The sequence below is a fragment of the Methylobacterium mesophilicum genome (assembly GCF_036441335.1).
GTDB lineage: Bacteria > Pseudomonadota > Alphaproteobacteria > Rhizobiales > Beijerinckiaceae > Methylobacterium > Methylobacterium mesophilicum_B.
The window spans coordinates 185,001-204,561 of sequence record NZ_MLBW01000036.1 but is presented as its reverse complement, the minus strand read 5'-3'; the positions used below and the strand labels follow the sequence as shown (position 1 = coordinate 204,561).

Genomic DNA, 19,561 nt, shown 5'->3' with positions numbered 1-19,561 from the left:
CGGCGCGGCCTGCGCCAGCACGGCGAGCGAGGCGCCGGCGAGCAGGGCGCGCAGGGTGGGGCGGGGGTGGACGGCTCTCATGGTCCTTGCCGGATGCGACGCTGCGGGCAGCCGGCCGCGCGCGCCGGATTCGCCCCCGACGTCTCAGCCGCGCTGTTTAGAATTGTGATAAACTGCTGTAATACTTGATCTTTCTATACACCCGACTACGGACAGCCGGGGCCGGCCGCAAGCGGCCTTCACGCGGAAGGCGACGGCTGTTGCCGTAGCGACACGTATCGGTGGTGCGGCGGAGTCGGTCCCGCGGGGCTACTTCACGCGGCCCGCGAGCCAGCCGGCGAGGACGTCCGCGACGGCGTCGCTGTTCGTCTCCAGCATCATCATGTGGCCGTTGCCGTGGAGGCCCTGGTCGGCCAGCCGGACCACGTCCGGCCTGGCGCCGGCCTGGGTCAGGAACGCGACGGTGCAGTCGTCGTAGGTCGCGTGGAAGGAGGCCTCCGCGGTCACCACCACGGTCGGCACCTTGGCGAGGTTCGGCAGGGTCCGGACCGGCTCGCCCTGCAGCCAGCAGCGGATCCGCCCGTCCGCGGGCTTGGTGTCCGGCCTGGTGTCCGGCTTGGAATCCGGCTTGGAATCCGGCCTGGACTCGGATCCCTTGGCCTGCTGCGCCACGGTCAGATCCTCGGGCGCCCTGACCGGCGGGTCGAAGGTCAGCGGCATGCGGGTCAGCCCGTAAGCGCGGGCGCGCCCGTCGCCGGTCTTCTCCCAGAACTCCTTGCCGCCGCGGAACTGCACGTCGAAGAAGGGCGGGCCGTTCGGCTCGACGGCGACGTGCGCCTTCACGAGGTCCGGCCGCGCGTCCGAGGCCGCCCAGCCGAACAGGGCCGCTTGGCCGTGGGTGAGCAGGATCGCCGGCCCGATCCTGTCCAGGAGCGCCACCAGGGCCGGGTCGACCAGCTCCTCGGTCTGCTGGCTGTTGGCGAGGAACGGGACTTGGCTGGCGAAGAACTGGTCGAAGGCGGCGTTGCCCTGCACGCCGGCCCCGCCCGGCCAGCGGGTGTGGAGCTTGGCCTGCGGGTAGAGATCGTAGACCTCCGGGGCCGTGTGGGTGCGCTCCAGGCTGCGCGTGCCGAGCCGGTCGTACGGCCCGTAGACCTCCGGGTTGGTGCCCGAGCGCCCGCGCCCGACCTGATCGACCACGTAGACCTGGTAGCCCTTCTCGACGAAGCGCTGGACCCAGCCGGGGCGGCCGTCCGCGGTGGCGAGGTAGTTCACGCCGGTCTGGGCGAGGCCGTGCACCATCACCACCGGGTAGGGCTGCGTGACCCGGGCCGGGGTGCGCGACTGCACGAACATCTGGCCGACCATCACGGTCTTGTCGCCGAGCTTCTGATAGCGGCCGCCGATGTAGAAGTAGCCGGCGCGGGTCACCGGCTCGGCCGGGCCCGGCTCCGCGGCCTGCGGCGGCGCTCCCGGCGGGGCGGGNCCCCTGACCGGCGCGCCGCGCCGCGCGGAAGCCGTTCGCGCGGTCGTTCGCGGTGCCGCCCACGCTGCCGCTGCCGGCCATGCCGTCTCTCCCGGATGCGCGCCGCTCCGCGCCGCGCTTATTGCGGGAAACGCAACGTTCGGCCAGCCAGGAAAGCTGCACGGTCCCGCGCGATCGCCCCGGGCCGGACGAAGCGTCGCGGTAACCTGAATCGCGGCCGAGCCCGGCCCTGCGCGCATRCCAGGCGCGACCGCGGCGGTGCTGGCGCGGCGCGGGCGGCGCGCCCACCTTGGGCAGACACCGGCGCCACCAGCGGCGCCCCCCGCCCGGATCGCCCGCGGCGGGGCGAAGCCAAGGACTCCCGCCGTGGATCCCGAAACCGCCAAGACCCTGGTCTCCGCCGCCCTGGTCGCGTCCATCACCCTGTTCAGCCTCGTGTCGCTCCGGGCGTTCGTCGCCCAGATCGTGGCCGACCTCCGCGACGCCGGATCCGCCCCGAAGGCCGTGCCGGTGCCGGTCCGCGCCGACCGCCGGGAACCGCCGCAGGGCTGACGAGGCGGCCTGACAGCGGCGCGACAGGCCCGCGCCGCCGCGACCGTGACGCGTTCGGAAGGGTGTCCGGAAGGGTGTCCGGAAGGGTGTCCGGAAGGGTGTCCGGCCCGGCGCCGATCAGGCGCCGTCCTGCCGGGCCCGCTCGCGCAGGATGAACTTCTGCACCTTGCCGGTCGAGGTCTTCGGCAACTCGCCGAAGACCACGTGGCGGGGGAGCTTGTAGGAGGCCAGCCGCCCCCGGCACCACTGGATCAGCTCGTCGGCCGTGGGGGCCGCGCCGGCTTTGAGCTCCACGAAGGCGCAGGGCGTCTCGCCCCACTTCGCGTCGGGCTTGGCCACCACCGCGGCCGCGGCCACCGCCGGGTGCTTGAACAGGGCGTCCTCGACCTCGATCGACGAGATGTTCTCGCCCCCCGAGATGATGATGTCCTTCGAGCGGTCCTTGAGCTGCACGTAGCCGTCCGGGTGCTTCACCCCGAGGTCGCCGGTGCGGAACCAGCCGCCCCTGAAGGCGGCCTGCGTGGCGGCCGGGTTCTTGAGGTAGCCGCGCATCACCACGTTGCCGCGCATCATCACCTCGCCGATCGTCGCCCCGTCGGCAGGCACAGGCTCCAGCGTCTCCGGGTCGCGCACGTCGAGGGCCTCGAGGACCGGGTAGCGCACGCCCTGGCGGGCCTTCTTGGCCGCTCTCTGGTCGGCCGCCAGCGCGTCCCAGTCGGCGTGCCACGCGTTGACCACCGCCGGCCCGTAGCTCTCGGTCAGGCCGTAGAGGTGGGTCACGTCGAACCCGGCCTCCGACATGCCGGCGAGCACCGCCTCGGGGGGCGGGGCGGCCGCCGTGAAGAAGGCGACGCGCCGCGGCAGGTCCCGGCGCTCCGCGTCGGGGGCGTTGATCAGCATCTGCATCACGATCGGCGCGCCGCAGAGATGCGTGACCCCGTGCTCGGCCATCAGCCGGTACATCGCCTCGGCCCGCACCTGCCGCAGGCAGACATGGGTGCCGGCCACGATCGACAGGGTCCAGGGGAAGCACCAGCCGTTGCAGTGGAACATCGGCAGGGTCCAGAGATAGACCGGGTGCTGACCGAGCCCGCCCGTGATGACGTTGCCGAGCGCCAGCAGCGCCGCCCCGCGATGGTGGTAGACCACGCCCTTCGGGTCGCCGGTGGTGCCCGACGTGTAGTTCAGGGTGATCGCGTCCCACTCGTCGTCCGGCAGGCGCCAGTCGTGCTCCGGGTCGCCCCCCGCCAGGAAGGCCTCGAAGTCGGTCGCGCCGAGGCGGGCGCCCGGGCCGTCGTACTCGGGATCGTCGACGTCGATGACGAAGGGCCTGTCGGCGAGCCCCTCCAGGGCCGCGGCGGCCGTCCCGGAGAACTCGCGGTCGGTGATCAGGACCTTGGCCTCGCCGTGCTGCAGGCAGAAGCGGATCGCGTCGGCGTCGAGGCGGGTGTTGAGGGTGTTGAGCACCGCCCCGGTCATCGGCACGCCGTAGTGGCACTCGATCATCTCGGGGGTGTTGGCGAGCAGCGCCGCCACGGTGTCGCCGCGGCCGATCCCGCGCGCCGCCAGCGCCGAGGCGAGGCGGCGGGCCCGGGCGTAGACCTCCCGGTAGGGCCGCCGCAGGGTGCCGTGGACCACCGCCACGTGGTCGGGGAACACCCGCGCGGCCCGGTCCAGGTAGAGCAGGGGGGTCAGCGGCTGGTGGTTGGCGGGGACGCGGTCGAGATCGCGGTCGTAGATCGTGTCGCGGGCCATCCCCGTCCTCCCGGCAAAGTGTTGCCGGGACAGTAGCTTGCCGGAACGGGCGCGATCAATCGGTCCGGCGGGGCTTCCGCACCGGCGGCCCCGCGCAACGCCCCGCGCTCGGTGGCCGCTCAGTGGCCGCTCAGTGGCGCGGCTCGTCCTCGGGCTCGGGCAGGAAGCGGGCGAGTTCGAAGCCGATCTCGATCATCAGGTGCTCGATCCGGTCGGTGAGCGTCGGCCGGTGCAGGGCGCGGGCGAGGTCGCGCAGGGCGATGACGTGCTCGGCCATCCGGTTCACCACCCGCTCGCTCTGCACGAGGTTGGCGGCCTGCTCCTCGGTGCGGTCGATGGCGATGCCGCGCCCGCGGGTCGCCCCGCCGGCGGGGTCCCGCTCGATCCGGCCGCGCATCAGCAGCGTGCGGATCCCGGTGCGCGTGTCCTTCGTGCGGAACTCCGCCTCGACGGGACCGCCGGTCTCGGCAACCGCGTGCAGATAGCTCTCGATCCGGACGCGGTCCTCGGGATGGGTGCGGTCGAGGAAGGTCTCCAGGGACACGCCGGCGGCGGCCGCCTCGGGGTCCAGGCCGAGCAGATCCGCGAGCGGGGCCGAGAGCGCCAGCTGCCCCGCCCAGTAATCGTGGGCCCAGGTGCCCACGACGCCGGAGGCTTCCAGAATGGATTGCGGGATCGGGCCTTCGGACATGCCATTCCTCGATGGGGCGATCCTTGTCTTTAAACTTGAGGTTTTCACCCCCACCAAGCTCCTCGTCTCACCCGCACTCACGCTACGGTATCCGGGCGTCGCTGGGAAGGCTGTTAACCCTCTATATGCCAAGAATCTTAACTTGAAGTTTAGACTGCTGTCCTGCTGCCGCGCTGGGCGGGGACATCCGGATCGGACCGCGGTCTTAACGGCTCGTTAACCATGCCGGGCCCAACCTGTGCCCGGACATCCTTGGGTCACAGGATCGCGGCACGCCGCGAACACCATACCTGAGGTTGGCACAGGCGGCGCGGCGACCGGCGGTTGCGGGCGCCTCGACGGATGCAGGGGCCTTCTGGAGGACGCCCGGGATGAAAGCGATCACCTTCGTCACGCAGAAGGGCGGCAGCGGCAAGAGCACGCTGTGCATCTCCCTGGCGGTGGCCGCCCGGGAGGCGGGCCACACGGTCTGCATCCTGGAGATGGACCGGCAGGCCACGATCTCCGACTGGCTGGACCACCGCACGGCCGACGGTCCCGAGGTGGCGCAGATCGACGCCACCCAGATCGACGCGGTGATGGAGCGCCTGCGCGACTCCGCCTACGACTACGTGTTCATCGACACGCCCGGCGTCGACTCCACCGGCACCCTCTCGGCGATCCGCGCCGCGGACCTGTGCATCATCCCGTGCCGGCCGACCCCCGCGGACCTGCGGGCGTTCAAGCCGACCCTGGCCGCCGTCTACCGGCTGGAGAAGAAGTTCGCCTTCGTGCTGAACCAGACCCCGCCGCGCTCCTACCGGGTCCGCGACGCCGCGGACGGGCTCGCGGTGCTCGGCATCCTGCCCGACGTGAACATCGTCGCCCGCACCGACCACCAGGACGCGATCGGCCTCGGCCAGGGCGTCACCGAGTTCAACCCCAAGGGCCAGGCCGCCGGCGAGGTCCGCCGCCTGTGGTCCTGGATCGAGCGCCGCACGCAGTCCCTGAGGACGGGCCAGCATGTCCAAGCCGCCTAAGCTCAGCCTCGCGGCGATCGTGGCCTCGGCGAGCCCGCCGGCCCGGCCCCAGGCGGCCCGGCCGCAGGGCGCCGAGATCGTGTCGCTCACCCTGGCGCCCCCGGCGCCGAAGCAGGCGGCCACGCTCAAGCAGCGCGCCCGCCAGATGTCGGTCTACCTGGAGCCGCCGGTCTACGACCAGCTGCGCGACCTCGCCTACGCCGAGCGGACCAAGATGCACGCGCTGATGCTGGAGGGCCTCGACCTGCTGTTCAAGCAGCGCGGCGCCCAGTCGATCGGGCAGCTCACCGACACGCAGTCCCGCTGAGGATCGGCCGGCCCGCACCGGCGCGGCCGTCCCGTCGCCGCGGCGGCGCCCCGGACGGACGAGGCGGATCGACCGGGGCGGATCGACCGGGGCGGATCGACCGGGGCGGCCTCCGCGCCTGCCCCGCGCCGAGCCGCCGCGACCCCGATCCCGCCCCGCGCCCACACGGAAAAGGCGAGTGCCGCGCGCCGGGACGGCGGAATGCGCCCGTCCATGGAATCTCGACAAACCTGATTCGCAGCAGAGACTTGCTCGCGGTTCCTCGCGCATCGCTCGACATCCGGGCAGGCGGACGGCCGGCTTCCTGAACCCGGCCGCGCCCCATCGTTCAGGCTTCCTTTACGCGACCGCTACAAATCTGGGTGGACTGGTCGCGGCTTCGTGCACGCGGCCGGCTCCGGTCCGGTCGGGCCCCGGTCACGCGTAGAGTTTGGTGAACCCCACGATGGTGCGCACGACGCTTCCCCGGCCGGCGCGCCTCGCCCTGCGGCTCATGGCCGTCTCGGGCGTGGCCCTGGCCACGGCCAACTGCGCGACCTCGCCCCAGCAGAAGCTCGCCGCCGGGAACGGGATCGATCCGAAATACGGGGTCAAGGCGAGCCCGCGCCTCTACAACGAGGGCGACGTGATCCCGAAGGGCGGCGGCCGCCGCTACACCGGCAAGCCCTACGTGGTGGCCGGCCAGACCTACGTCCCGAAGGAGAATCCGAGCGGCTACGTGCGCGAGGGGCTCGCCTCCTGGTACGGCGCGGCCTTCCACGGCCGCATGACCGCCAACGGCGAGGTCTTCGACCGCCACTCGATCGCCGCCGCCCACCCGACCCTGCCGCTGCCGAGCTACGCCCGGGTGACGAACCTCGACAACGGCTACTCGATGCTGGTGCGCGTCAACGACCGCGGCCCCTACCATGCCGGCCGCGTCATGGACGTGTCGGAGGAGGCGGCCGACGCGCTGGGCTTCCACCGGAAGGGCACCGCGCGGGTGCGCGTCGAGTATGTCGGGAAGGCCTCGGTGGCCGGCAGCGACGACCGCAAGCTCCTCGCCAGCCTGCGCACCGACGGGCGGCCGGCCGGCCGCTCGACCGTGATGGTGGCCGATCTCGGCCCGAACGAGGACACCGAGCGCTACACGCGCTCCGCCCCGGCCCTGGCCTTCAGGCCCGCCCAGGAGGCGGAGGAGGCCGAGAAGGAGACCGGGAAGGAGACCGGGAAGGCGCCCGCCGAGGCCCCGGCCGCCCGGCCCGAGCGGACGGCGCCGGTGCGCGCGCCGATCGTGCTGGCCGCCCCGGCGCGAAAGCCGGACCGGCGGCCCGCCCGGCGCTCGCCGAGGCCCAGGGCCGGGCGGCCCCGGCACCCGGGATCGTCAAGCTCGCCAAGGCGTCGTCCGGCCCGTCGTCCGGCCCGTCGTCGGGCCCGTCCTCCGCGCCGCACGGCAAATCCCCGGCCGCGATGCCGGTCTCGGCCAAGCTCGCCATGGCGCGCCTCGCCGCGGTGCCGGCCAGGGCGTCGGCCACGAAGGCCGGTGCGCCGGCCGCGACAGCCTCCGCGAGCGCCTCCGCCAAGACCGCCCCCAGGGCCCCCGCCGCCAAGGGGCCGGCCACCAGGACCGCCGCGAAGGCGGGACACGCCCGCCTCGCCGGGATCTACTGACGGCGGGACCGCCGCCCCCGACGCGGCGTCGGGGGCGGCGTCGATGCGGCATTTCGCGTTCGATCCGGCGCCGAAACCGTAATATGGTCACGCTTGTTATTGGGATACGGCCGGGACGCTTCCGGTCCGACGGCAGGCGCGGGACGGAACGGTGATGCGCAGACCCCTTCTCACCCTTCTCGCGGCCGCCTGCGCGCTGGGCGCCGGCCTCGCCGCCGCCGCCGCGCAGAGCTTCCAGACCGCGGCCCCGCACGCGATCCTGATCGACGCCGATTCCGGCTCGGTCCTGTTCGAGAAGGCCGCCGACGAGCGGTTCTCGCCGGCCAGCATGGCCAAGCTGATGACCACCGACATCGTGTTCGAGGCGCTGAAAACCGGCCGCCTGTCGATGGACACGGAGTTCACCGTCACCGAGGACGCGTGGAAGCGCGGCGGGGCCGGCGGCGGCGGCTCGTCGATGTTCGCGCAGGTCAACAGCCGCATCAAGATGTCGGACCTGCTGCGCGGCCTGATCGTGCAGTCGGGCAACGACGCGGCGATCACGATCGCGGAGAACATGGCCGGGTCCGAGGAGGCCTTCGCCGGGCTGATGAACCAGCGCGCCAAGGAGATCGGGCTGACGAACTCGACCTTCCGCAACGCCACCGGCTACTCGGCGCCCGACCAGAAGGTCACGGCCCGGGACATGGCGAAGCTCGCGCTGCACATCATCGACACCTACCCGGACTACTACAAGATCTTCTCCGAGAAGGAGTTCACCTGGAACAAGATCCGCCAGCAGAACCGCAACCCGCTGCTCGCCCTCGACATCGGCGCGGACGGGCTCAAGACCGGCTACCTGGAGGAATCCGGCTACGCGCTCACCGGCTCGGCGGTGCAGAACGGCCAGCGGCTCGTGCTGGTGGTCTCGGGGCTCAAGACCGCCCGGGACCGCGCCTCCGAGTCGCGCAAGCTGATGGAGTGGGGCTTCCGCGCCTTCGAGCCGCGGCAGGTCTTCGCGCCGGGCGAGACCGTGGCCGAGGCCTCGGTGTTCGGCGGCCAGTCGGGCTCGGTGCCGCTGGTGGCGAAGAAGCCCGTGCGGGTGCTGCTGCCGCGGGGCTCCAGCGACCGGGTCAGCGCCAGGGCGATCTATACCGGGCCGCTCGTCGCCCCCGTGGAGGAGGGCCAGCGGGTCGGGATCCTGCGCGTCCAGCGCGGCGACACCGTCGCCCTCGACCAGCCGCTCTTCGCCGGCGCCGCGGTGGAGCCCGGCACCCTGTCGCAGCGGGCGATGGACGCGGCGCTGGAATTCGGCACCGGCCTCGTCCGCAAGGCCTTCGACCGGGCCGCGAAGGGCGGGGACAAGGGGACGGACAAGGGGACGGACAAGGGTGCTGCCGGGGCGGCCAACCCGTCGTGACGGCGCGCGCGTGACCGGGCCGGGTTCCGGGGATCCCGCCGCGGCGGGCGGCACCTTCATCACCTTCGAGGGCGGGGAGGGGGCCGGCAAGTCGACCCAGATCGCCCGCCTCGCCGCGACCCTGCGCGCGCGCGCGGGCCGGCCCGTCTGCGTGACGCGCGAGCCCGGCGGCTCGCCGCGGGCCGAGGAGATCCGCGCCGCGCTGCTCGACGGCGTCGCCAAGCCCTACGGCCCGTTCGCGGAGGCCCTGCTGTTCAGCGCCGCCCGGATCGACCACCTCGACCGGCTGATCCGCCCGGCTTTGCGCCGGGGCGAGACGGTGCTGTGCGACCGGTTCATCGACTCGACCCGGGCCTACCAGGGCGCCGCGGGCGGAGTCGATCCCGAGACCGTGGAGGCGCTGGAGCGGGTCGTCGTCGGCGGCGCCTGCACCACGCGTGGCTGATCGGCGGCGCCCCCGGCATCGGCAAGGCGACCCTGGCCTACCGGGTCGCCCGGCGCCTGCTCGCCTACCCCACGGGCGGGGGCCCGGCGGGCCTCGACGTGCCGGCGGGCGACGCCGTCCTCGGCAAGGTCGCGGGCCTGTCGCACCCGAATCTCGTGGTCCTGCGCCGCCACCGGAGCGCCGGCGCCAAGACGCTGCCGACCAAGATCTCGGTCGACGCGGTGCGCCGCGCCCTCGACCTGTTCGCCGCGACGGCCGCGGATTCCGGCTGGCGCGTCTGCATCCTCGACAGCGCCGAGGACCTGAACGCCAACGCCGCCAACGCCCTGCTCAAGGTCCTGGAGGAGCCGCCGCCCCGCGCGCTGTTCCTGATCCTGTCCCACCAGCCCGGCCGGCTGCTCCCGACGATCCGCTCCCGCTGCCGGGCGCTGATGCTGCGCCCGCTCCCGGCCGAGGACGTCGCCCGGGTGGTGCGCGGCCTGCCCGAGCCCTTCGCGCAGCCCGACGAGACCGCCCTGGCCCGGGCGCTGGCCCAGTGCGAGGGCTCGGTCGCCCGCGCGCTCGCGATGCTCGATCCCGTCACCGCCGGCCTCGTGGCCGAGATCGAGACCCTGCTGACGCGGGCGCGCACGCCCGACTGGGGCCGGGTGCTCAAGCTCGCCGAGACCCTGGCGGGCCGCGACGCCGAGGCGCGGTTCGAGGCCGCCCAGGACGCGGTGCTGCGCTTCGTCTCGGCCGAGATCGACCGGCGCCGGGACGAGCCCCCCGCCCGCCTCGCGGCCCTGGTCGAGGTCGCCGACCGGTTCGGCCGCGCCGCCCGGGAGGCGGCGATCTACAACCTCGACCGGCGCCCGGTCGTGCTGTCGCTGTTCGGGGATCTCGCGGCCGTCGCGTAGGCCCGTCCTCGCCGCCCGCCCCCGAGCCACGTCCCGAGATCCGCCCCGGAAGCCGGCTTGAGATCCGGCTTGAGATCCGGCTTGGAACCGTCCGGCCCCGGCCCCGTTGTCCGGCCGATGACAGCATGCTGTCATCTTGACAACACCCTGCCGCGAGGACCCGCCCCATGGAGCCCGATCCACCCAGGACAGTGCGCGGCCGCGACCGGACGCGGCAGGCCCTGTCGGATCTCGTGGTCGCGGTGTTCCGCCTCAACGGCGACCTGCTCGCGGCGGGCGACACGCTGGTGCAGGACCTCGGGCTGACCAGCGCCCGCTGGCAGGTGCTGGGGGCCATCGCCCTCGCGCCGGCGCCCCTGCCCGTCGCCCACATCGCCCGCAACATGGGCCTCGCCCGCCAGTCGGTGCAGCGCCTGGTCGGCGAGATGCGGGCGGACGGGCTGATCCGGCTCGCGCCCAACCCCCATCACCGCCGCGCGCCCCTCGTCGCCATGACCCCGCGGGGCGCCGACGCCTACGAGCGGGCGATGGCGCGCAACGCCCTCTGGTCGGACGGGCTCACCGAGGGCCTCGCGCCCGAGGCCCTCGAGGCCGCCGCCGCGCTCCTGCAGAGCCTGCAGCGGCGGATCGACGCCTCCCACGGCGCCATCGCGTCGATCGCCGGCACGGCCCGGGAACAGGGCCCCGGTGAGCGCCGGGACGGGGGCCGGCAGGAGTACCCGCAAGAGATCCCGCAAGAGACCCCGCAAGAGACCCCGCAAGAGACCCGACAGGAGACCCACGGATGACCGACGCCGACGCCGCACCGGGCTACGACACCGACGTGATCGTCGTCGGCGCGGGCCCCATCGGCCTGACCGCGGGCTGCGCCCTGCGCCATCACGGCGTGTCGTGCCTGCTCCTGGAGCAGCGCACGGCGGTCAGGGCGTACTCGCGGGCCAACAATCTCTGGGCCCGCCCGCAGGAGCTGCTCGCCGGCATCGGCCTGCGCGACGCCCTGGCGGAGAACGCCCACGCGGTCCGCACCATCAACTTCTTCGTCAACGGCGCGCCGACGACGCCCATCCCGATCGCCGACGTCGCCAGCCCCCATCCCGACGTCCTCTACAGCGGGCAGGACGTGATCGAGCGGACCCTGACCGCCGCGTTCGAGGCCCGCGGCGGCCGGCTGGAGCGGGGCTGCACGGTGACCGGCATCGACCAGGACGGGGCGGGGGTCACCGTGACCCTCCGGCGGGGCGCGGACGGGCCGGAGACGCGGCTGCGCGCCCGCTACTGCGTGGCCGCCGACGGGGCCCGGAGCACGATCCGCGCCCGGCTCGGCCTGGATTTCGAGCCCGAACGGCTCGCGGGCTGCATGAACCGGCAGGTCGACGCCCGGCTGTCCTGGCGCCGCGGGTCCGAGCCGGACCAGCTCTGGTTCTTCTACTACCCGCGCGGCTTCGCCGGCATCATGCCGGTCTGGGGCGGCTACCACCGGCTGTTCTTCCTGGCCGACGACACCGGCGTGCCGGACCGCGACCCGACGCTCGACGAGATCCAGGCGCTCGCCCGGGAGGTCGCCGGCGACGAGACCCTCGCGCTGAGCGACCCGCAATGGCTCACCCACAGCCGCTTCGCCTACGGGGTCTCCCCCGGCTACGCGCGGGGCCGCGTGTTCCTGGCGGGCGATGCCGGGCACCTGTCGCTGCCGATCGGGGGCCAGGGCATGAATGCCGGCCTCCACGACGCGGTCGAGATCGCGTGGCGGCTGGCCATGACCCTGCGGGGCGAGGCGGCGCCCGCCATCCTCGACTCGTACGACGGCGAGCGCGGCGGCGAGCACGCCCGGCTGAGCGCCCAGCAGGTGCGCGGGTTCCGGTGGACCGTCTACCGGGGGCCCGTCACCGACACGGTGCTGGGGCTGGCCGCGAAGGCGCTGCCCAACCTGGGCTCCCTGCTGCAGGGCACGGACGACATGCAGCAGATGGGCGTCGCCTATCCCGGGAGCCCCCTGAACGCGGATCACCTGTCCGGCTTGGCGAACGTGGCGCACCTGCTGCGGCCGGGGCCGAGGCCGGGCCAGCGCGCGCCGGACGCGCCGGTAACGCGGGACGGGGCGCGCACGCGCCTGTTCCCGTTCCTCTACAACCCGGACGGGTGGACGACGGGCTGGGCGCTCCTGTGCTTCGACGGACGATCCCCGGAGGCGGGTCCCGCCCTGCTGGAGGCGGTCCGGGCCGTCGCGCCCTGGCCCTGGCTGCGTCCGCGGCTCGTCCTCGCCGGCCCCCTGATCGCGGCGGACGTACCCGTCCTCTCGGACCTGGACGGCCGGGCGCACGGCGCCTACGGGCTGGAGGGCCAGCCGGCGCTCGTGCTGGTGCGCCCGGACGGGCACATCGCCTTCCGCGGCGGCGCGGACCGGACCGACCGCCTGATCGCGTACTGCCGCGCGCTCTTCGCCGCGGCGGACCGGGAGGCCCGGGACGGGGCGCGGCCGGAGGCGGCGNGCCGCGCCGGCGGGCCGCGACGGTTGCGTCCCGGCGCCGGCCGCGCGACAACGCGGGCAGCTTCCCGCGCTCATCCGGAACACCACAGACGTGACGTCCAACGCCCCGGCGAACCCCCGAAAGACCTTCGGTCTCTCGACCGCGATCTCCTACCCCAACGGCGCGCCCCATATCGGCCACGCCTACGAGGTGATCGCCGCCGACGCGATCGCGCGCTTCCACCGCCTCGACGGCTACGACGTGCTGTTCTCCACCGGGACCGACGAGCACGGGCTGAAGATCCAGCAGGCCGCGACCCGGGCCGGCACCACGCCGCGCGCCTACGTCGACGGCACGGCCGCCCGGTTCCAGGCCATGGCCGACCGCATGGACTGCGCCTACGACCGCTTCATCCGCACCACCGAGCCCGACCATTACGCGGCCGCCCAGGAGATCTGGCGGCGGATGGAGGCCAACGGCGACATCTACCGCGACAAGTATGCCGGCTGGTACTCGGTCCGCGACGAGGCCTACTACGACGAGGCCGAGACCCGGCTCTTGGAGGACGGCAGCCGCCGCAGCCTCGCCACCGACACGCCGGTCGAGTGGATGGAGGAGGAGAATTTTCTTTTTCGTTTGTCCGCCTACCAGGATCGGTTGCTGAAGCTCTACGAGGAGCAGCCCGGCTTCATCGGGCCGGACACCCGAAAAAACGAGGTGGCGAGCTTCGTGCGCTCCGGCCTCAAGGACCTGTCGGTCAGCCGCACCAATTTCGACTGGGGCGTGCCGGTGCCAGGGCATCCGAACCACGTGATGTACGTGTGGGTCGACGCGCTCACTAACTACCTGACGGTGACGGGCTTCCCGGACGAGTCTAATCCCAAAAAGAAATTCTGGCCGATGGACCTGCACATCATCGGCAAGGACATCGTCCGGTTCCACGCGGTCTACTGGCCGGCCTTCCTGATGTCGGCCGGGCTGCCGCTGCCCAGGCGGGTCTTCGGCCACGGCTTCCTGCTCTCCAAGGGCGAGAAGATGTCGAAGTCGCTGGGCAACGTCCTCGACCCGTTCGAGCTCGCCGACACCTACGGGGTCGACCCGGTGCGCTACTTCGTGCTGCGCGAGGTGCCGTTCGGCGGCGACGGCAGCTACAGCCACGAGGCGATCATCGGCCGGATCAACGCCGATCTCGCCAACGATCTCGGCAACCTCGCCCAGCGCTCGCTCTCGATGGTCGCCAAGAACTGCGACGGCGCGGTGCCGGATCCGGGCGCCCTGGACGCGGCCGACACGGCCCTGCTGGCCCAGGCCGATGCCCTGCCGGCGCGGGCCCGGACCCTCATGGGCGAGCTCGCGCTCCACACCGTCCTGGCGGAGATCTGGGCCGTGGTCGCCGAGGCCAACCGCTACTTCGCCGCCCAGGAGCCGTGGAAACTGCGCAAGTCCGACCCGGCGCGGATGAGCGCGGTGCTCTACACGACGCTGGAATCCCTGCGCGTCTTCGGCATCCTGACCCAGCCCTTCGTGCCGGGGGCGGCGGCCAAGCTCCTCGACCTGCTGGCGGTGCCGGCCGACCGGCGCGGCCTCGCCGATGTGGGGGAGGGGGGCCGGCTCGTGCCCGGCACGGCGCTCCCCGCCCCCGCGCCGATCTTCCCGCGCTTCGAGCGCCCCGAGAATCCGGCCGCCTGACGGCCCCGAGACCCGATGCTCATCGACAGCCACTGCCATCTCGACTTCCCGGACTTCGCCGCCGACCTCCCGGGCGTGATCGCCCGCGCCAGGGCGGCGGGTGTGACCGGCATGCTCACGATCGCCACCCGGGTCGCCAAGGCCGACACCTACCGGGCGATCGCCGAGGCCCATCCCGAGGTCTGGCACACGGTCGGCACCCATCCCCACGGGGCCGCCGAGGAGCCTGACGTCGCCGCCGAGACGATCGCGGGCCTCGCGCAGGCCAGCCCGCGCTGCGTCGGGATCGGCGAGGCGGGCCTCGACTACCACTACGCCGACGCCGCCCCCGAGGCCGTGCAGGAGCGGGTGCTGCGCGCCCATATCGCGGCGTCCCGCCTCGCCGGGGTGCCGCTCGTGATCCACGCCCGCGACGCCGACGACCACATGGAGCGGGTGCTCGCCGACGAGATGGGCCGGGCGCCGTTCCGGGCGGTGCTGCACTGCTTCTCGTCGGGGCGGCGGCTGGCGGAGGCCGGGGTGGAGCTGGGGCTGTACGTGTCCTTCTCGGGCATCGTCACCTTCCGGCGCTCGCACGACCTGCGCGACATCGCCAGGGCCGTGCCCCTCGACCGGATCCTGGTGGAGACCGACGCGCCGTTCCTGGCGCCCGAGCCCCACCGGGGGCGAACCAACGAGCCGGCCTACACGGCCGACACCGCCCGGTCACTGGCCGAGACCCTGGGGCTGACCGCCGAGGATCTCGCCCGGACCACGACGGCGAACTTCTTCACGCTGTTCGACAAGGCCGCCGGAACGGCTCCGGGCGCCGCGTGACGCGTGACGAGCGGGAGATCCGGATGGCGAGCCTGACCCTGCGCATCCTCGGTTGCGGCTCGTCCGGCGGGGTGCCGCGGGTCGGCAGCGGTTGGGGCGCCTGCGACCCGGGGGAGCCGCGCAACCGCCGGCGGCGCTGCTCGATCCTGGTGGAGCGCGCGTCGGGGGCGGGGCGGACGACGCTCCTGGTCGACACGTCCCCGGACCTGCGCGAGCAGCTCATCGACGCCGGCGTCACGCGCCTCGACGGGGTGCTCTACACCCACGCCCACGCCGACCACACCCACGGGATCGACGACCTGCGGCCGCTGGTCATCGCCATGCGGGCCCGCATCCCGGTCTACGCCGACGGCCTGACGCGGTCGCTGCTCACGACCCGGTTCGGCTACTGCTTCGAGACGCCCCCCGGGAGCGCCTACCCGCCGATCCTCGACCTGCGCGACCTCGCCGCCGGCCGCGACCTGACCCTGGAGGGGGAGGGGGGTGCGATCACCGTGGAGGCGCTCCCGGTGGAGCACGGCAACGAGGCGGCCCTGGGCTTCCGCTTCGGCGCGGCCGCCTACATGCCCGATGTCAGCCTGATCCCCGAGGCGAGCCTCGCCCGGCTCCGCGGTCTCGACCTGCTGATCATCGACGCCCTGCGGGACACCCCGCACCCGACGCACTTCTCGGTCTCGGACGCCCTCGCGCTGATCGAGTCGGTCCGCCCCCGCCGGGCGGTCCTGACCAACCTGCACACCGACCTCGACTACGGCACCCTCGCGGCGCGCCTGCCCGAGGGCATCGTGCCGGCCTACGACGGCATGACCCTGAGCCTCGGCGTCTGAGCCGGCGGCGCGGACCGAATCGGGCGTCACACGCCTGTCGTCGGCCGAGTCCAAGAAAATCGGCTTCCCGGCCAACAAGCCTGTTGACGGCCGGGAACCGTGGATCTATACCCCGGCTCATCGGCGCCGGCCGCGGAAGTGGACCGGGCGCTGAGCCATCTTCTGACAAGCGGCGGGATTGGCCGGCGGGATTGCCGGGCGGTCTTCTGTTTGCCTCTGATGAGCCTCGGGTGACCGAGGTGTTCTTTGACAAGTTGGAATGAGGAAGGGAGACGCGGGCGGCGTTTGTCCTTGCGGCCGGGTCTTAGGGCCTGGCGTGAGTAGACTTGTGCCGATCTGTTGTTCTTCTTTCTGAGCTCACCGACGGGTGTTTTGGCGCTGTGAAGCGTCGGGATGCTTGGTCGATGTGAGGCTCCGTCTGAGAATAYACGTGATCGGCCGGATCTTTCTCTTCAACGTGAGAGTTTGATCCTGGCTCAGAGCGAACGCTGGCGGCAGGCTTAACACATGCAAGTCGAGCGGGCCCTTCGGGGTCAGCGGCGGACGGGTGAGTAACGCGTGGGAACGTGCCTTCTGGTTCGGAATAACCCTGGGAAACTAGGGCTAATACCGGATACGCCCTTTTGGGGAAAGGTTTACTGCCGGAAGATCGGCCCGCGTCTGATTAGCTAGTTGGTGGGGTAACGGCCTNGTGGGACGCGAAGGAGCGATCTGGAGCAAATCCCCAAAAGCCGTCTCAGTTCGGATTGCACTCTGCAACTCGAGTGCATGAAGGCGGAATCGCTAGTAATCGTGGATCAGCATGCCACGGTGAATACGTTCCCGGGCCTTGTACACACCGCCCGTCACACCATGGGAGTTGGTCTTACCCGACGGCGCTGCGCCAACCGCAAGGAGGCAGGCGACCACGGTAGGGTCAGCGACTGGGGTGAAGTCGTAACAAGGTAGCCGTAGGGGAACCTGCGGCTGGATCACCTCCTTTCTAAGGATTCTTTTTTGGGTTTGGCTCCGGCTCCGCTGGATCCGCTCTGCTTCGGCAGACCCATCGAAGATCATTAGATATCAGGGCTCAGTCAGAGCCCATTGGCGGGACAGATGCCGCCCTCGTTTCTCTTCCTCACCAGATAGCGCGATCGCGGATCGGCCCGACCTTGTGTCTGCCGGTGCTGCTCGATCGTACTGGGCCTGTAGCTCAGGTGGTTAGAGCGCACCCCTGATAAGGGTGAGGTCGGACGTTCGAGTCGTCCCAGGCCCACCATTATTAGGATGGCCTCAAACGCCGGCGGCGACATCCGTCGCCTCAGGCTTCTCGCGCCACGCGGCGCGGCGGCCGTTCGGCCTTGCGAGGCGACGCCTCGGTTGCTTGATCCTGAGCCGACCCTTTGGGGCCATAGCTCAGCTGGGAGAGCGCGTGCTTTGCAAGCATGAGGTCGTCGGTTCGATCCCGTCTGGCTCCACCACTTTTTTGGGATGTTTTGGAGTTGTGAGAACAACTTCAGCCCCAATCAGTGCGTGTCGAGCCCGCTATCTGGAACATGCGTTTGCCGCGGCAGCGATCAGCGAGGACCGACAGGTTCGGCTGGACGTGCCGTTTGGCGAAGACATCAGTGACATCGTGAAGAGGGAATGTGGCCGTTGGGGCAGCGAGAGCTGCCAACCCCGGCGGTCATGTTCGGCAAGCATACGGTGATCGGGTCGGAAACGATCTGATCACTGGTCTTTTTGTGACCGTGTCGTGACCGACAGCCTAGCAGCTGCCGGTCAGCGGACATCGATCACGAGAGCGATCAAGTGCCTTAAGAGCATTCGGTGGATGCCTTGGCGCTGAGAGGCGATGAAGGACGTGGTACGCTGCGATAAGCCTTGGGGAGCTGCGAACGAGCTTTGATCCAGGGATTTCCGAATGGGGAAACCCACCTTCGACCTTCCGTATTGTGTTTCTATGGCCTGTCTTTCCGCGGACACCCGCGGACTGGCTCCGTAGAAGCGACAATACGGTTGGTCATGTGAAGGTATCAAATCCTGAATTCATAGGGGTTTGAAGCGAACCCGGGGAACTGAAACATCTGAAGAAATCGGTGATCGCCGCCAATTACGGGGCGGCCGAGACCGCCTGAACGTCTCGGTCGCCGGAGACCGCACCCGCGATCAGCCGGGCATCCCGGTCATCTCGAACCAGAACGACGCGCCCGGCGTGCGCGAATCGTTCGCGTAGCCGACCATCGCCGCGCTCGGGATCCGCGGTCCGGCGGGTTGGGCGGCGTCGCCCTCCTGTGCTGCGCGCGGTCCGGCATGGGCGTCGAGGAACGCGCGGCAGACGCTGATGCTGCTCTTGCAGCCGCGCGGCAGCGTCACGCCTTTCCGCTCGGAGAGGCTCACCGCGAACGCCGTCATGGCCGGCGTCGGCGGCCGCTGATCGCCCTGACCGGCCGGGATCAGGCTCGGATCGAGGCTGATCGTCGGCGCCTGCGCGATCGCGTCGATCAGGTCGTCGAGGCGCGCGCGGGTGCGCTGCCGGAAAGCGTTCGCGCGCGCGACGGCCTCGGCGCGCGTGGCCGCCCGGCCGATCTCGGCCAGCTCCGCCTCGAACATGGCGCGCCCGACCGGATCCCCGTAGGCCGGAAACACGCTGCGCACCGCGCGCATGAACGTGAGGCCGACCTCGGTGACCTCGATCGCCGGATCCTTGCCGGTGGACAGCGTGATGTAGCGGCTCTTCAGGAGCTTGGGCAGGATCGTGTCGCGGGTCGCGGCCGTACCGAGACCCTTCGGCTCGTTCGGGTTGGCGGGGTTCTCCAGGGCACGCTTGGCGGCCGGATCGTCCACTTGATCGATCAGCCGGCCCATCACGACCGGCAACTCGCCCCGGGTGATCCGCCGCGGCGGCTCGGTCATCGCGATGGCGATCTCTGCCGTCGCGGCGGAGGCGCCCTCGCCGTCGGTCACGAGCGGCAGGCGGGTGGCGGTGGCATCCGCCTCGCGCTTGATCTTGCCGGGCACGGCATCCGCTTCGAGCTCGGCCTCGCTGCCATAGAGCGCGCGCCAGCCCGGCGCGCGCACGACGCTGCCGGAGACGGTGAAACGCTTCGGGCCGCGCGGCGTCGCGACGTCCGCCGTGACGGTCGTGCGCGCGTCGACACCGTCGGGCAGATGCGCGGCGAGATAAGCCTTCGCCACGAGGTCCCACAGCCGGACCTGATCGGCGCCGAGACGGCCGCGCTCGGGCACCTTGCGCAGGGGCACGATGGCGTGGTGCTCGCCCGGATCCGCCACGTAGTGGCCCTTCAGGCCGCGACGGATCAGCGGCGCGGCGCCGTGCGGAACGACCGCGCTCAGGTCGCTCAGGACGGTCATGACGGCCGCGATGATCGCGGCGGCATCGCCGGCCTGGCCCTCCGGCAGGTACTCCGATTCCGTGCGCGGGTAGCTGAGGTAACCCTGATCGTAGAGATCCTGGGCGACGCCGGCCGTGTGCTGCGGATCCCAGCCGAACCGCTTGGCGCAGCGCCGCGCCAGGGTGTCCTTCGAGAACAGCCGGGGCGGTGCGCGCCGGACATCCTT

The 19,561-nt window shown here is 71.9% G+C and carries 14 protein-coding genes, 2 tRNA genes, 2 pseudogenes and 2 other annotated features (1 of these 20 running past the window's edge); of the genes and pseudogenes, 14 read left to right on the top strand and 4 right to left on the bottom strand.

Annotated elements, in window-relative coordinates; genetic code table 11:
* Positions 1-309 precede the first annotated feature (309 nt).
* Positions 310-1,725, bottom strand: a complete 1,416-nt coding sequence (locus MMR14E_RS28315) for an alpha/beta hydrolase (RefSeq protein WP_419539459.1) — start codon at positions 1,723-1,725, stop codon at positions 310-312.
* 127 nt (positions 1,726-1,852) lie between these two features.
* Here MMR14E_RS28315 and MMR14E_RS28310 point away from each other — a divergent pair, with 127 nt between their 5' ends.
* Positions 1,853-2,038, top strand: coding sequence for a hypothetical protein (locus MMR14E_RS28310; protein WP_331318917.1), 186 nt, complete (start codon positions 1,853-1,855; stop codon positions 2,036-2,038).
* 117 nt (positions 2,039-2,155) lie between these two features.
* Here MMR14E_RS28310 and MMR14E_RS28305 read toward each other — a convergent pair whose 3' ends face one another.
* A complete protein-coding gene (locus tag MMR14E_RS28305) occupies positions 2,156-3,793 on the bottom strand; it encodes an acyl-CoA synthetase (protein ID WP_331318916.1) in 1,638 nt (545 codons plus the stop codon).
* Positions 3,794-3,923: 130 nt separating this feature from the next.
* Positions 3,924-4,484, bottom strand: a complete 561-nt coding sequence (locus MMR14E_RS28300) for a PAS domain-containing protein (protein WP_331318915.1) — start codon at positions 4,482-4,484, stop codon at positions 3,924-3,926.
* Positions 4,485-4,855: 371 nt separating this feature from the next.
* On the opposite strand from MMR14E_RS28300, the gene MMR14E_RS28295 reads away from it, so the two are divergent.
* The 13 genes and pseudogenes from MMR14E_RS28295 (at position 4,856) to MMR14E_RS28235 (ending at position 17,460) form a co-directional block, all read left to right on the top strand.
* Positions 4,856-5,503, top strand: a complete 648-nt coding sequence (locus tag MMR14E_RS28295; protein ID WP_012318487.1) for a ParA family protein — start codon at positions 4,856-4,858, stop codon at positions 5,501-5,503.
* Positions 5,487-5,810, top strand: coding sequence for a ribbon-helix-helix domain-containing protein (locus MMR14E_RS28290; RefSeq protein ID WP_020095560.1), 324 nt, complete (start codon positions 5,487-5,489; stop codon positions 5,808-5,810). Before MMR14E_RS28295 ends, MMR14E_RS28290 begins: the two co-directional genes overlap by 17 nt.
* A gap of 433 nt (positions 5,811-6,243) precedes the next feature.
* Complete coding sequence (locus MMR14E_RS28285) at positions 6,244-7,542, top strand: septal ring lytic transglycosylase RlpA family protein (protein ID WP_331318914.1); 1,299 nt, start codon at positions 6,244-6,246, stop codon at positions 7,540-7,542.
* A gap of 72 nt (positions 7,543-7,614) precedes the next feature.
* A complete protein-coding gene (locus MMR14E_RS28280; protein ID WP_331318913.1) occupies positions 7,615-8,859 on the top strand; it encodes a D-alanyl-D-alanine carboxypeptidase family protein in 1,245 nt (414 codons plus the stop codon).
* A 10-nt stretch (positions 8,860-8,869) separates the two neighbouring features.
* Positions 8,870-9,280, top strand: a pseudogene (gene tmk / locus MMR14E_RS28275) (dTMP kinase); the annotation flags it as partial.
* Complete coding sequence (locus MMR14E_RS28270) at positions 9,184-10,200, top strand: DNA polymerase III subunit delta' (RefSeq protein WP_419539458.1); 1,017 nt, start codon at positions 9,184-9,186, stop codon at positions 10,198-10,200. The pseudogene tmk and the gene MMR14E_RS28270, both read left to right, overlap by 97 nt.
* A 167-nt stretch (positions 10,201-10,367) precedes the next feature.
* Positions 10,368-10,988, top strand: coding sequence for a helix-turn-helix domain-containing protein (locus MMR14E_RS28265; RefSeq protein ID WP_331318911.1), 621 nt, complete (start codon positions 10,368-10,370; stop codon positions 10,986-10,988).
* Positions 10,985-12,001 (top strand): annotated as a pseudogene (locus tag MMR14E_RS28260) (FAD-dependent monooxygenase); the annotation flags it as partial. The gene MMR14E_RS28265 and the pseudogene MMR14E_RS28260, both read left to right, overlap by 4 nt.
* Positions 12,002-12,779: 778 nt before the next feature.
* Positions 12,780-14,357 (top strand): methionine--tRNA ligase, encoded by a 1,578-nt coding sequence (gene metG, locus MMR14E_RS28255; protein WP_331318909.1) that lies wholly within the window; start codon positions 12,780-12,782, stop codon positions 14,355-14,357.
* A gap of 15 nt (positions 14,358-14,372) precedes the next feature.
* The gene (locus MMR14E_RS28250) at positions 14,373-15,173 is read left to right on the top strand and encodes a TatD family hydrolase (protein ID WP_331318907.1); all 801 of its coding nucleotides are present in this window, start codon (positions 14,373-14,375) and stop codon (positions 15,171-15,173) included.
* A 23-nt stretch (positions 15,174-15,196) separates the two neighbouring features.
* Complete coding sequence (locus MMR14E_RS28245; protein ID WP_331318905.1) at positions 15,197-16,000, top strand: MBL fold metallo-hydrolase; 804 nt, start codon at positions 15,197-15,199, stop codon at positions 15,998-16,000.
* Positions 16,001-16,453: 453 nt separating this feature from the next.
* Positions 16,454-16,982: a sequence feature (16S ribosomal RNA rRNA prediction is too short), on the top strand.
* Between the two features lie 199 nt (positions 16,983-17,181).
* Positions 17,182-17,258, top strand: a tRNA-Ile gene (locus tag MMR14E_RS28240).
* 126 nt (positions 17,259-17,384) lie between these two features.
* Positions 17,385-17,460: transfer RNA gene (locus tag MMR14E_RS28235), tRNA-Ala, on the top strand.
* A 371-nt stretch (positions 17,461-17,831) separates the two neighbouring features.
* Positions 17,832-18,098, top strand: a sequence feature (23S ribosomal RNA rRNA prediction is too short).
* Between the two features lie 50 nt (positions 18,099-18,148).
* Here the strand turns inward: MMR14E_RS28235 and MMR14E_RS28230 are convergent.
* Positions 18,149-19,561, bottom strand: the 3' portion of a protein-coding gene (locus MMR14E_RS28230) for a type IA DNA topoisomerase (RefSeq protein WP_331318904.1). It continues 810 nt past the right edge of the window; the window shows 1,413 of its 2,223 coding nt (coding positions 811-2,223); its start codon lies off the right edge, out of view; the stop codon is at positions 18,149-18,151.

Coding starts and splice junctions, on each gene's coding strand:
- MMR14E_RS28305 (WP_331318916.1), bottom strand. CDS start 3,793: ATGGCCCGCGACACGATCTACGACCGCGATCTCGACCGCGTCCCCGCC.
- MMR14E_RS28300 (WP_331318915.1), bottom strand. CDS start 4,484: ATGTCCGAAGGCCCGATCCCGCAATCCATTCTGGAAGCCTCCGGCGTC.
- MMR14E_RS28295 (WP_012318487.1), top strand. CDS start 4,856: ATGAAAGCGATCACCTTCGTCACGCAGAAGGGCGGCAGCGGCAAGAGC.
- MMR14E_RS28290 (WP_020095560.1), top strand. CDS start 5,487: ATGTCCAAGCCGCCTAAGCTCAGCCTCGCGGCGATCGTGGCCTCGGCG.
- MMR14E_RS28280 (WP_331318913.1), top strand. CDS start 7,615: ATGCGCAGACCCCTTCTCACCCTTCTCGCGGCCGCCTGCGCGCTGGGC.
- MMR14E_RS28265 (WP_331318911.1), top strand. CDS start 10,368: ATGGAGCCCGATCCACCCAGGACAGTGCGCGGCCGCGACCGGACGCGG.
- MMR14E_RS28250 (WP_331318907.1), top strand. CDS start 14,373: ATGCTCATCGACAGCCACTGCCATCTCGACTTCCCGGACTTCGCCGCC.
- MMR14E_RS28245 (WP_331318905.1), top strand. CDS start 15,197: ATGGCGAGCCTGACCCTGCGCATCCTCGGTTGCGGCTCGTCCGGCGGG.